The organism is Lysinibacillus sp. GW823-FHT06C08 (assembly GCF_058795135.1).
In genome coordinates this window covers 173,838-185,237 of the sequence record NZ_JBXAHN010000005.1, presented here as the reverse complement: position 1 = coordinate 185,237, position 11,400 = coordinate 173,838, and the positions used below count along the sequence as shown (strand labels likewise).

The following is an 11,400-nucleotide window of genomic DNA, read 5'->3' as shown; positions in this document are numbered from 1 at the left end:
AATCACAAAAAAAAAGGATTCTACCCATTTAGAATTCCTTTTAAAACAAAATTATACTATGTTGATAGTTATAAACATGAATGTTTATTGAACAAATATTAGAATGTTCGATTACTAAGATCTATTACCAATCCAACACCAGCAGAGGAATATCCTTTATGATGAAAAACAACATCATAAATTAAACGTTTAAATTTCCCTTCTTAAAACCATTTGTACTAGATACAGCAAATATTCTTTCATTTAAAGTCCACAAGAGAATTTGGGTTAATGCAAAAATTTCAAAGGAAACTTCAATTTATTATTCACAGATAACATTCGAATGACCACAATGAAAATAACGATAACTGATAATTCAAGCGGACTGCTCCACCCTGCCCAAATACAAAGCCCACAGACAAATGTTAAGACGGCATGAATCTCTTCTCTTAATGCAAGAGGCGTTCTACCAGCCAATAAGTCCCGAATCATGCCACCGCCAACACCCGTAAACATGGACGCTATAATAATGATCCCTAGATCGTGATCTAGGCTTTTGGCTAATAATCCACCCTGTATTGCGAAAGAAGCAAGACCAATTGAATCAAAGAAATAGCCCCAGCGGTTCCAGTGATGTATCCAATTTCTTTTCACAAATAAAATAGTTGTCAGCGTCACTAAAACGACTAGAAAGGATTGTCGCTCCCATATATCGGACACAGGTATATCAAGGACAACGTTGCGAATAATGGACCCACCATAAGAGGTTGTTAGGCCAAGTACAAATATACCAATAAAAGAGTATTTGGCCTGTAAGGCGACAAATGCGCCGCTAATTGCATAGGCAATAATGCCAATAATGTGTAACACTGTCCACGTCATCTGATCCAACTCCTTTTGTTTACAGTAAAAAGCCCACCATAAAATAGTTGCGCATCTTTGACGCCAACTATTTTATGGTGGGCTAATATCCTAGCAGTTTTACCTACTAAATTATCCATCTCACCAAATCTTCATTTGAAATTTCATAGACGTTCTGCAATGTACAGAAAACACAACGACCATAAAATTTCCAAGTAAAATTGTAAACCATTTATGCTAGAAATACAAACGATAATTTGAGTTACAGTGTTTCATAGATGACCTGACCCATTTGAGAAACATCATAATCTCCTAATGCAGCCACTTCAGATTGGAAATCTGCTGAAGTCAAAATCTCCTTCACCGTATCAATTAATTGTTGATTGTCAGGTGTTTTTAACAGCACAATATCATAGCGCTCTCTAATAACAGGAATAAAATCAACGTTTACTAGTTTAGCAATTTTCTCAACCCCTATGCCAACATCTGCATGCCCATTTGCTACAGCCGATGCGACATCGAGATGGCTCATTTCTTCTTTGTCATACCCATCAATCATAGACGGAGCTATGTGATGAATGCGCAATTGCTCATCCAATAAAGTACGTGCACCCGATCCTTTCTCACGATTGATGAGCGTAAATGACTTGGTCTTAAAGTCTTTAAAGGATTCTAGTTGGAGAGGATTTCCTTGCTGAACATAGAAACCTGCTCTACGGGACACTACATTAATGAGCAAAAAAGGATGGCTCACAAAAATCTTTTTTACATAGGGTGTATTGTAGTCTCCTGTGTCCCCATCAAACATATGTAAACTGGCTATATCGCATTCCCCGTTATACATCGCCATGATACCATTAAAACTACCTTCATGAGATCTCAATACTTTACTAGACTGTCTTTTTTCCATGTATTTTGCTAATACATCTAACACTACATCTTGTCCACTAATAATCATTTTTGGAAGTTTTTTTGTTTGCCTAGCTACTACTGGCGTCGATGCGGCATTACCTGTCTTACGTTTTTGTATATAGCCCTGTAAATCAGCACGGTCCACCCTCATTTGGCGTCCTACTCGGAAAACAGGCAAATCTCCTTTTTTCACTAAATCATAGACCGTTAATTTCGAAACCTTTAATAATTGTGCAACCTCTTCAATTGTATAGGATTGTTCTTGTGACATATCATTCTCCTCCTATAAGCCTCTTCTTACATGGTAACTTATTTATTTACGTGTGAACATCTTGAAATTTCCTACCAATTACAGGTTTCTTTTTCACTTATAACTTATTATAATTAGTTATGTCTTGTTATAACGAGTTATAAAAGGAGAAAAATAAAGTGAAAAAATTTTATAGTTTCTTTGCATCCATACTCATTCTAGTTGGTCTATTAGCTGCTTGTGGAAACGAAGAAAAAGATCCGCAAGTAAAAGTGCCAATTGAATTAACCATTTCTGCGGCTGCTAGTTTACAAGATGCCCTAGAAGAACTAAAAACAGCTTATGAAAAAGAACACGATACAATTAAAATTCTCTATAACTTTGGAGGTTCTGGCGCATTACAGCAACAAATTTTACAGGGTGCTCCTGCAGATCTTTTCTTTTCGGCAGCCGAAGATAAATTCGATGCGCTTGTAGAAAAAGAGATGATTGATCCTAATCAGGGGGTGGATCTTTTAGCAAATGAATTAGTATTAATCGTTCCTAAAAAAAATGACAAACAAATCCAATCCTTTAAAGATTTAAAACAAGCAGGAAAAATTGCATTGGGTACACCTGAAACAGTGCCTGCGGGGCAATACGGTGTGGAAACGTTAAAAAATATGCAATTGTGGGAGTCACTTGAATCCAAGGTAGTGTATACAAAAGACGTACGCCAAGTCCTTACTTATAGTGAAACAGAAAATGTAGATGCAGGAATTGTTTATAAAACAGATGCGCTTGTATCAGATAAGGTCGAAGTCGTTGCAACTGCAGATGATCAAATACACACACCAATTATCTATCCTGTTGGTGTCATTAAAAATAGTAAGCATGTACAAGAGGCTGAAGATTTTTATCATTTCTTACAAAGTGATGAAGCAATGGAAGTCTTTAAAAAGTATGGGTTTAAAGGAGCACAATAAAGGATGGGTACCGATTTTTGGTCTCCTCTTAGGCTTTCGATAGAAATTGCCTTTGTTGCTGGTATCATTGCTATATTGGCAGGTATTTTAATGGGCAAATGGATGGCGACCCATCATTTTAAGGGGAAGCTATTACTGGAAACGGTTTTGCTGATGCCCTTAGTATTACCTCCAACTGTAGTAGGTTTCCTGCTCATCGTTATATTTGGCAAGAATAGTTTATTAGGAAATCTAATTATTTGGCTTTTTGATCAGCCTGTCATGTTTACATGGTGGGCAGCCGTCATTGCCTCTACCATCGTTGCCTTTCCCTTAATGTATCAATCGGCGAAAACGGGCTTTTCTTCGATTGATTGCGATATTGAGCATGCAGCACGTGTGGATGGGGCTAACGAATGGCAAGTCTTTATGTTCGTATCCATTCCACTTGCATTAAAGGCTCTTGTTTCAGGAGGAATTTTGAGCTTCACTCGTGCATTAGGTGAGTTTGGGGCCACATTAATGTTTGCGGGTAATATTCCAGGAAAAACCCAAACAACGCCATTGGCTATTTATATGGCCATTGATTCGGGGAACATGACCCTTGCCTGGACATGGGTTTTGTGCATGATCGCTATTTCTTTCCTAATGCTTCTTAGCATTCATATTCTAAAAGTATAAAAGAGGTAGCTGGTTTAAACAGCCACCTCTTTTTCGTCATCCCCCACTAATAGGTGGAATAAAAGCGATTGTGTCACCTGATCTAACAATGGTTGTATCCATTGCAAATTCCTCATTAATGGCTGTCATCATTTGCTGCAATGTCAATTGAGGATAATGCTGTTCCATCCATTCTTTTACTTGAGCAACCGTCACGTCTGACAGTTCTACTGATAGTGTTGACGCACCAACCGCTTCTTGTAAATGAGCAAATAATAAGATATTAATCACAATTTTTCCTCCTCATCAATCGCGGGTTTTCCTTCAGAATACGGGACATTTTCTAATTGATCCCCGATCCATTGTGTACCATCTTCCCAATGTTCTTTTTTCCAAATGGGCACAATCTGTTTAATGCGGTCAATTGCATATTCATTTGCCAAATAGGCTACTTTTCGATGTGGGGATGATACCGCAATGACTACGGCAATATCCGTAATATCCAATCGCCCTACACGATGTGTAATCGCTATTTCTGCTTCTGGCCATTGCAGCTTTAGTTCCTGTGCAATTTGCTCAAACATTTTAATTGCCATAGCTGGGTATGCTTGATATTCCAAGTACAATGTTTTCTTACCTTGTGTGATTTCACGTACAGTTCCGATGAACAGCGTAATCGCTCCAGCATTTCGACTAAGTACTTTGTGCCGTACCTCCTCCACATCAATCGGCTTATCAATAATTTCAAACATGGCTGTCGTCATAGTTTTTCCCTCATTTCATTCAACAAAAATTCCATATATTCTGTTTCTTCATTAATAGAAAAGCTTGGAATCCTTATGTTTTGATCAATTGGATAGCTCGGCCAATAAATTACACAAAGGATATTAGACATTTGTTGTAGTAACAGATAGTCCTGTGCTGTTCGTAGTAATACGACTTTTGGGTAATCTTCTCTTTTATATCCTTCAATCAAAATAATATCCATTGAAAAGTTAGCATAAATCGCAAGTATATCAGCAAGCTGCCAGCTATGTTGGTGAATACTTAACCGTAAAGTACCTTCCCCTTCTACTGCTGAAACACGAGCACCTGCCTGTTCGTGTCGACTACTATCCTTCGAAGAATTTTCTACCGGTGCTCCACCATGCCCGTGATGTTTAATGGTCCCAACTCGTAGCCCTTCTGACGTGGCTTGCTTGATTAATTGCTCCATCAAAGTCGTTTTTCCGCTATTTTGATAGCCAACTATCTGTATGATTTTTCGATGGTGTTCCAAGGCCACTCACTTCCTCGCAAATCTTCTAGCAATAAAACTGCTACCTGCATGTCTTTTTCATAGCCACGGGAGCCACCAGGTAAGACAATAAATGCATTAGCTGACGCTAAAGACGAAACGGCACTCGATTTATCAAAACCAGATGGCACAGCTACTAGCTGACCATTTTCATAATATGCACGAGCTCTTACAAAGCGAGTAAATGGATTGGGCTTTGTAAAATCTGCCCCTAAAATAGCTTGCTCTCTGCGGACATGTGGCTGTTGATTGCCAAATGCTGTGCGAATAATAGGGCGTACAAATAGCTCAAAGCCCACATAGCATGCTGAAGGATTACCGGAAAGTCCAAATAATAATTGATCATTTCTAGCAGCAACTGTTGTTACACTTCCTGGACGCATCGCCACCTTATTAAATAATACCTTAGCGTCAATAGCTTGATAGATAGCCGGTAAATAATCATAATCTCCAACGGAAACGCCTCCCGTTGTCAGTAAAATATCGACTTCCTGTAATGCTTTTTCAACGATACGAATACATAAATCAAGATCATCGCTAAATTTGCCAAAGTATCGAACTTCTGCACCTGTACGTTCAATTTGTGCCATGATCATATAAGCATTGCTATTTCGAATTTTTCCTGGCTGTAAAGATTCCTCTGGCTCTAGTAACTCACTGCCAGTGGCAATGACACCTACCACTAATTTACGAAAGACAGGCACTTGCGCATAGCCGAAGGTAGCTAGTAAGGCCATGACACCGGGGTTAATATATTGTCCTCTTTCAATTAGAACAGTATGCTGCTGTACATCTTCACCTTTATAAGAAATATTAGTGCCTGCTGTAAACGCCCGTTTAATCGACATAAATGTTTGCTGATGTTCCACGAATGTCTGGGTTAATTCTAGCATTACAACTGCATCGCATCCTTTTGGTATTGGCGCCCCCGTCATAATGCGTACTGCTTGGCCATATCCAACTTCATCCTCGTAAACAAAGCCAGCACCAATTTCTCCAACGACTTGAAATATGGCTGGCTGTGCTGATGATGCTTCTTGACTATCGATAGAACGAATGGCATAGCCATCATAAGGGGATCGATCAAAGGCTGGTACGTCATGATCGGCGACAATATCCTCCGCAATAAAGCGTCCATATGCCTGTGATAATGGCACAAACTCCTTTTTGGCTTGAAAAGCATAATCCATTACACGATGTACAGCTTCTGACACTGGAATTGGTTGTCTCTTTTCTAACATTTGGCACACTCCTTTATCCTAATAAACGATAGTAGATGGTTTTTGCTTGTTGGATCTCCTGAATTCCATGAATCACTACACGCCCATCCTGAAAAATAACAATGCGATAATCTTCTGTTTGGCAAGATAGCAAATAAGGATTAATTTGAATATCACCATAGGTACGAAGTTGGTCTGCCAACTGCTCTAAATTGTAGTGAGTCGGATTTGGCGGTCGGATTTGTACCGCATCACGACCACAAAGCACCTCTAGTTTTGTTTGATTTTCATAAGCTAAAGATGGATACGTAGGATGGTGACCACAGGTTGGACAATCATCCTGACGCATTTTATCTACGTTGATTTCATAATGTTGGTTTTGCCAAACATCAAACGTTAAATAGCTTTTTCGTAAGGCCTTTTCATCGCCAACTAGCAGTTTTAACACCTCTGCTACTTGATATGCCGCTACTATTTGGACTGTAGGGCTAATAATTCCTACTGTATCACAGGTCATCCCTGTTTGAGGCATTACCTTTAACAAACATCGTAAACATGGTGTTTTTCCTGGCACAATCGTATAGGTAGCTCCATAACTACTTACACAGGAACCGTACACCCATGGAATACGATGCTGTTGTGCAAGATCGTTCATCAAAAAGCGAACATCGAAATTATCAGTAGCATCTACCATGACATCTATATCGTCTAGCAACGGTAGCAATGATTCTGTACAGGCATCCATAATAGCAACCTGAATGGCCACCTCTGCATTAATTTGTTGCAGTCGATTTTTCGCTGCGATCACTTTCGGCAATTTCTCTTGTGCGTCTTGCTCCGTATATAATTGTTGTCGTTGCAAATTACTCCATTCCACATAATCTCGATCAATCAGCGTCAATCTCCCAACACCTGCACGCACGAGTGCTTCTGCACTAGCACTCCCTAGGGCGCCAACCCCTATGATGAGGACATGTTTTTGTTTCATTGCCTGCTGCCCTGTTTGTCCAATAGGGCTAAATAATTGTTGTCTCGAATATCTATTATTCATGAGCATTTTGCCTTTCCTTCTATGAATTTTCGTTTGACCTTTTCGTCGATAGCATTATAATAAAGTGAAACTTACTCAGAAAATTTTTCTCTATTTCGTGTTCGTTCCTCACTTCACGAATGGAGCCTTTTTTGTGAAAAACTCCAATAACGCAAGAAAAGGAGGTCATTCTACCTTGCATCCTACACATCATCAACAACCCATCCATGCGGCCATTTTAACTGTGAGTGATACACGGACAAAGGCAGATGATTTAGCGGGTCAGCGCATTCTTTCTTTACTTCAAGAGGCTGCTTTTGAAGTAGTTGACTACCAAATAGCAAAGGATGAACCGCTTGAAATCTCAGAACTTATTCATCAATGGTGCAATCATGCCAACATCAATGTCATTATCGTCACTGGCGGAACTGGTTTTACACCAAGAGACCAAACCTACGACACCATTTCCCCTCTTTTTGAAAAAGAAATGATGGGGTTCGGAGAATTATTTCGAACGTTAAGCTATGAGGAAATTGGTCCAAAAGCTATGTTTAGTCGGGCCACAGCTGGCAGCCGCCATCAAACGGCTATTTATGTTTTACCGGGTTCTACTAATGCTGTGACATTGGCCATAACCAAGCTTATTTTACCGACCGTACAACATTTTGTTGGAGAATTGAATCGTCTATGAACGTTGCAGGTGTTATCTTAGCTGGTGGTCAATCCTCTCGGTATGGTCAACCGAAAATGTTTGAGACGTTTGAGGGGCTGCCTTTATATAAGCATAGCCTCAACGCTCTCCAAGGAAATCAGCTACATCCTTTGGTGATCGCTACAAACGCTAGCCTGCAACCAAGTTTTGGTCCTGAGAATGTACAATGGATCATAGAACAGCAGCCTCATCAAGGGCCACTTTTTGCCCTGCATCATATACTGACAGCTTTTCCTGAGGTAGAATGGTTTTTTGTCGTCGCTAGTGATATGCCCTATATGAATGCACCTTTTGTTGAAGAGATGCTAGGCAATATCAATGATTCTTATGATGCGATTGTTCCAAAACAAAATTCACGCTACCAGCCATTAGCAGCCTTATATCGACGCACTGCCCTACCCTTAGCAAAACAATTGATGGAACAAAACAAACGGAGTATGAAAGTGCTTTTAGATCAGCTTCGTGTTAGTTATGTTCCTTTTAATGAGAACTGTCCAACATTTATTAATATCAATGCTCATCATGATTGGCTACAAACAGTTACAAAGGAGTCTAACAATGAATAATTTTACCCACTGGAACGAAGCAGGTCGTCCCAAAATGGTCGACATATCTGAAAAAGAAATAACAACGCGTTCAGCCATAGCACGCAGTACCATTACATTATCCAATGAGGTCTATCAGGCCATCCAGCAAGGGGGTATCAAGAAAGGTGACCCTACACAAGTCGCTCAAATTGCAGGTATTATGGGCGCTAAAAAAACGGCAGATATCATCCCAATGTGCCACCCTATTATGCTACAGGGCACGGATCTGCAATTTGATTATCAGAAAACGGATCATGGTTATGAGCTACACATTCAAGCTACTGTCAAATGCAATGGAAAAACTGGTGTCGAAATGGAGGCCCTTACAGCTGTGTCCATCGCTGCCCTCACTTTTTACGACATGTGTAAGGCGGTTGATAAAACGATGGTCATTAAAGAAACCTATCTTGTAGAAAAAACAGGCGGAAAAAGCGGTGCCTTTACGCATAAATAAACAGAAAAAATTCGGCATCTTGCCGATTTTTTTCTGTTTTTCATGTTTACCCCCCGATATGAGACATTTCAACTTTAGCCTTTTTCCTGCTTGCCATCGTCTGTTCGTTCCGCTCGTCTGAATAGCGATCATTTCTTTTTCTCCAGACATTTTTTATACAATTAATAATTGCTGTATCATCTTGTCCTGATCTTAATAGCTCTCTTAAATCCGTACCTTCTGTAGCAAATAAACAAGTATATAATTTGCCCTCTGCTGAGAGGCGGGCACGTGAGCAAGAAGTGCAAAAGGAATCTGTGACGGATGATATAATACCAATCTCCCCCTTATTATCCTTGTATTGGTAACGTGTCGCCACTTCCCCGTGATAATTAGGAGCAATCGGTTGCAGCGGTGAATGCTGATGGATTTGCTCAATGATGTCTTTTTTAGCCAATACATCATCCATGCGCCACCCATTCGAATTCCCAACATCCATATACTCAATAAAGCGTAAAATATGTTGTTTTTCTTTAAAAAATCGTGCCATTTCTAAAACATCCTGGTCATTTTTTCCTTTTTGAACAACCATATTAATTTTTACTTGTAAACCTGCTTCCTCTGCCTTTTCAATACCCTCTAACACCGTTGACACCTTCCCTCGATGTCCATTCATCTCAAAAAAACGCTCGTCGTTTAGTGAATCTAAACTGATTGAAACTCGGGATAAGCCTGCTTGTGCCAATGGCTGTGCATATTTTTTTAATAAAGTGCCATTTGTTGTTAAGGCGATATCCTCTACACCTTCTAGGCGATGAATTCGGGCAATTAATTCCGTTAAATCACGGCGTAATAAAGGCTCTCCACCTGTAATACGAACTTTTTTAACACCTAATGAGACGAAGATTTTGACTAATCTTTCAATCTCATCGAAGTTTAATATTTTATCAGACGGTAAAAATGCATAATCTGGACCAAATACTTCTGCTGGCATACAATAACGACAGCGAAAATTACAGCGATCTGTCACGGATATTCTTAAATCTCTTAACGGTCTGCGTAGTTGGTCTTGTAGATCCGTCATTTAATCTCCTTCTTTCCGTACATTCTGTGCTGGCATGATGATGCGTTCTGGATGTGTATAAATATTCAATGTTTGTTGTCGAATAAAGCCTACGGTCGTAATGCCAAGCTGCTCAGCCAATTGCAAGGCTAATTCGGTTGGTGCCGATTTAGACAATACTATTTCACAGCCTATTTTAGATACCTTTAGTAATATTTCTGATGATATCCGTCCACTAAAAACAATAATTTTATCGTGCATACTTATATTTTGACGTAAACAATAGCCGTAAATTTTATCTAAAGCATTATGGCGACCAATATCCATGCGACTTAAAACAATGCCATTGACATCGCATAGCGCTGCATTATGCACACCACCTGTTTTTTTAAATATATCAGCCGTCTCCTGCATGACGTGCATTAAACGAAAGCAATCTTCAGTCGTAATTTGGACATGAATATCTTCCATTTTTTTTGCTACTAAAGCATCGTTTGTGAAAACAAAGCCTTGTCGACTCATTCCACAGCAAGACGTTATATAGCGTTTGTTTTGCGTTTGCTGATAGTAAGGATTGACATGCTTGGTTTTAATGTGCACAAAGCCTTCTTGTTCTTGATGCCAAATATCCTCAATATCCTCGTAATTACGGATCACCCGTTCAGACGCTAAATAACCGATGACCATATCCTCGACATATTCTGGCGTACAAACCATCGTGACAAATTCTTGTTGATTAATTTTTACGGTCACAGCATATTCTGAGACAATTAAATCATCTATTTCCTTCACTTGCTGCCCCTGAACCCGCACAATCTTCCTCGTAACGGCTCTCTCCATAAGGCATCCTCCTTTATTCACTTATATTCTTTTCAAAAACAAAGACTGAAATCGCAAAATCCTCTTCAATTTTAATATCTGAAAATAAATGGAGTAATTTACTGCCCATTAATTCTTCCATGCCCTCAGGTGGCGATTGTGCATATAAATCTTGAATCATGCTCGTCCTTGCGGCATGAACCATTTTCAATCCTTCGGGTGAACCCGCAATGAATTTTTCAGTTGGGGTGATATTCCCGTATAAAGTGGAGACAGCCATATTTTCAACAAAAACCGTATGAATACGTTCTGGTCCTTTACCAAAAACTTCTTTTCGTAATTTACGAATCATATCGTTAAATTCATGAACTTTTTTAGACATCGTAATGATTCTCCCATCATCATTATACTTTTTTAGGCAATCACTATGGGGTCACCCTTACAGTTTGTTAATCATATAGTAACTTTTTAAAAAATAAAAGGGAAAATGTTTTTGATAATCATTCTCATGTAAAAATATTTATGATTTATATTGTTCCTTTTGCGGCAAAGGGCTATAATAATAGCACAAATGGAATTTATGTATTTTGATCCCTATGTCGCATCTACTTAGAAATCGCATAGTGTTTATGA

At 39.2% G+C, this 11,400-nt stretch carries 15 protein-coding genes; 5 read left to right on the top strand and 10 right to left on the bottom strand.

Features of this window, described 5'->3' with window-relative positions; all coding sequences use genetic code 11:
• Positions 1–267: 267 nt before the first annotated feature.
• Together AC1Q6O_RS13950 and AC1Q6O_RS13945 are read right to left on the bottom strand one after the other, a co-directional pair.
• Positions 268–861, bottom strand: a complete 594-nt coding sequence (locus AC1Q6O_RS13950; protein ID WP_427421890.1) for a trimeric intracellular cation channel family protein — start codon at positions 859–861, stop codon at positions 268–270.
• A gap of 241 nt (positions 862–1,102) precedes the next feature.
• On the bottom strand, positions 1,103–2,023 hold the full coding sequence (locus AC1Q6O_RS13945) for a substrate-binding domain-containing protein (RefSeq protein WP_008178550.1): 921 nt from the start codon (positions 2,021–2,023) through the stop codon (positions 1,103–1,105).
• A gap of 158 nt (positions 2,024–2,181) precedes the next feature.
• Here AC1Q6O_RS13945 and modA point away from each other — a divergent pair, with 158 nt between their 5' ends.
• Together modA and modB are read left to right on the top strand one after the other, a co-directional pair.
• The gene (modA, locus tag AC1Q6O_RS13940; protein ID WP_107922485.1) at positions 2,182–2,967 is read left to right on the top strand and encodes a molybdate ABC transporter substrate-binding protein; all 786 of its coding nucleotides are present in this window, start codon (positions 2,182–2,184) and stop codon (positions 2,965–2,967) included.
• A 3-nt stretch (positions 2,968–2,970) separates the two neighbouring features.
• Positions 2,971–3,627 (top strand): molybdate ABC transporter permease subunit, encoded by a 657-nt coding sequence (modB, locus tag AC1Q6O_RS13935; protein ID WP_008178554.1) that lies wholly within the window; start codon positions 2,971–2,973, stop codon positions 3,625–3,627.
• 36 nt (positions 3,628–3,663) lie between these two features.
• Here modB and moaD read toward each other — a convergent pair whose 3' ends face one another.
• From moaD to AC1Q6O_RS13910, 5 genes are read right to left on the bottom strand one after another with little or no spacing between them, the layout of a single operon-like run.
• The gene (gene moaD / locus AC1Q6O_RS13930) at positions 3,664–3,897 is read right to left on the bottom strand and encodes a molybdopterin converting factor subunit 1 (RefSeq protein WP_008178556.1); all 234 of its coding nucleotides are present in this window, start codon (positions 3,895–3,897) and stop codon (positions 3,664–3,666) included.
• Positions 3,894–4,370, bottom strand: coding sequence for a molybdenum cofactor biosynthesis protein MoaE (locus AC1Q6O_RS13925; RefSeq protein ID WP_492401527.1), 477 nt, complete (start codon positions 4,368–4,370; stop codon positions 3,894–3,896). The genes moaD and AC1Q6O_RS13925 overlap by 4 nt, the downstream gene beginning before the upstream one ends.
• Positions 4,367–4,891: a molybdopterin-guanine dinucleotide biosynthesis protein B gene (gene mobB, locus AC1Q6O_RS13920; RefSeq protein WP_107922487.1), complete on the bottom strand. Its 525-nt coding sequence runs from the start codon at positions 4,889–4,891 to the stop codon at positions 4,367–4,369. Before mobB ends, AC1Q6O_RS13925 begins: the two co-directional genes overlap by 4 nt.
• On the bottom strand, positions 4,855–6,144 hold the full coding sequence (locus AC1Q6O_RS13915; RefSeq protein ID WP_008178562.1) for a molybdopterin molybdotransferase MoeA: 1,290 nt from the start codon (positions 6,142–6,144) through the stop codon (positions 4,855–4,857). The genes mobB and AC1Q6O_RS13915 overlap by 37 nt, the downstream gene beginning before the upstream one ends.
• A 13-nt stretch (positions 6,145–6,157) precedes the next feature.
• Positions 6,158–7,174 (bottom strand): thiazole biosynthesis adenylyltransferase ThiF, encoded by a 1,017-nt coding sequence (locus tag AC1Q6O_RS13910; RefSeq protein WP_107922542.1) that lies wholly within the window; start codon positions 7,172–7,174, stop codon positions 6,158–6,160.
• Positions 7,175–7,349: 175 nt separating this feature from the next.
• Here AC1Q6O_RS13910 and AC1Q6O_RS13905 point away from each other — a divergent pair, with 175 nt between their 5' ends.
• Genes AC1Q6O_RS13905 through moaC form a run of 3 tightly spaced genes read left to right on the top strand, consistent with a single transcriptional unit; the run spans position 7,350 to position 8,906 of the window.
• Positions 7,350–7,844 (top strand): MogA/MoaB family molybdenum cofactor biosynthesis protein, encoded by a 495-nt coding sequence (locus AC1Q6O_RS13905; protein ID WP_492401577.1) that lies wholly within the window; start codon positions 7,350–7,352, stop codon positions 7,842–7,844.
• Positions 7,841–8,431, top strand: a complete 591-nt coding sequence (locus AC1Q6O_RS13900) for a molybdenum cofactor guanylyltransferase (RefSeq protein ID WP_171365059.1) — start codon at positions 7,841–7,843, stop codon at positions 8,429–8,431. Before AC1Q6O_RS13905 ends, AC1Q6O_RS13900 begins: the two co-directional genes overlap by 4 nt.
• Positions 8,424–8,906: a cyclic pyranopterin monophosphate synthase MoaC gene (gene moaC / locus AC1Q6O_RS13895; protein WP_492401524.1), complete on the top strand. Its 483-nt coding sequence runs from the start codon at positions 8,424–8,426 to the stop codon at positions 8,904–8,906. Before AC1Q6O_RS13900 ends, moaC begins: the two co-directional genes overlap by 8 nt.
• 46 nt (positions 8,907–8,952) lie before the next feature.
• Here the strand turns inward: moaC and moaA are convergent, their stop codons facing one another.
• The 3 genes from moaA to AC1Q6O_RS13880 are packed head-to-tail and all read right to left on the bottom strand — an operon-like array spanning position 8,953 to position 11,149.
• Complete coding sequence (moaA, locus tag AC1Q6O_RS13890) at positions 8,953–9,969, bottom strand: GTP 3',8-cyclase MoaA (RefSeq protein ID WP_492401522.1); 1,017 nt, start codon at positions 9,967–9,969, stop codon at positions 8,953–8,955.
• Positions 9,970–10,788, bottom strand: a complete 819-nt coding sequence (gene fdhD, locus AC1Q6O_RS13885) for a formate dehydrogenase accessory sulfurtransferase FdhD (RefSeq protein WP_375106265.1) — start codon at positions 10,786–10,788, stop codon at positions 9,970–9,972.
• Between the two features lie 13 nt (positions 10,789–10,801).
• The gene (locus AC1Q6O_RS13880; RefSeq protein WP_492401520.1) at positions 10,802–11,149 is read right to left on the bottom strand and encodes a Na-translocating system protein MpsC family protein; all 348 of its coding nucleotides are present in this window, start codon (positions 11,147–11,149) and stop codon (positions 10,802–10,804) included.
• Positions 11,150–11,400: the final 251 nt, after the last annotated feature.

Excerpts from the sequence above, each read along its gene's own strand:
- AC1Q6O_RS13925 (WP_492401527.1), bottom strand. The coding sequence starts at position 4,370 with ATGACGACAGCCATGTTTGAAATTATTGATAAGCCGATTGATGTGGAG.
- AC1Q6O_RS13900 (WP_171365059.1), top strand. The coding sequence starts at position 7,841 with ATGAACGTTGCAGGTGTTATCTTAGCTGGTGGTCAATCCTCTCGGTAT.
- modB (WP_008178554.1), top strand. The coding sequence starts at position 2,971 with ATGGGTACCGATTTTTGGTCTCCTCTTAGGCTTTCGATAGAAATTGCC.
- moaC (WP_492401524.1), top strand. The coding sequence starts at position 8,424 with ATGAATAATTTTACCCACTGGAACGAAGCAGGTCGTCCCAAAATGGTC.
- AC1Q6O_RS13915 (WP_008178562.1), bottom strand. The coding sequence starts at position 6,144 with ATGTTAGAAAAGAGACAACCAATTCCAGTGTCAGAAGCTGTACATCGT.
- AC1Q6O_RS13880 (WP_492401520.1), bottom strand. The coding sequence starts at position 11,149 with ATGTCTAAAAAAGTTCATGAATTTAACGATATGATTCGTAAATTACGA.
- fdhD (WP_375106265.1), bottom strand. The coding sequence starts at position 10,788 with ATGGAGAGAGCCGTTACGAGGAAGATTGTGCGGGTTCAGGGGCAGCAA.
- moaA (WP_492401522.1), bottom strand. The coding sequence starts at position 9,969 with ATGACGGATCTACAAGACCAACTACGCAGACCGTTAAGAGATTTAAGA.
- AC1Q6O_RS13910 (WP_107922542.1), bottom strand. The coding sequence starts at position 7,174 with ATGAATAATAGATATTCGAGACAACAATTATTTAGCCCTATTGGACAA.
- AC1Q6O_RS13945 (WP_008178550.1), bottom strand. The coding sequence starts at position 2,023 with ATGTCACAAGAACAATCCTATACAATTGAAGAGGTTGCACAATTATTA.
- AC1Q6O_RS13950 (WP_427421890.1), bottom strand. The coding sequence starts at position 861 with ATGACGTGGACAGTGTTACACATTATTGGCATTATTGCCTATGCAATT.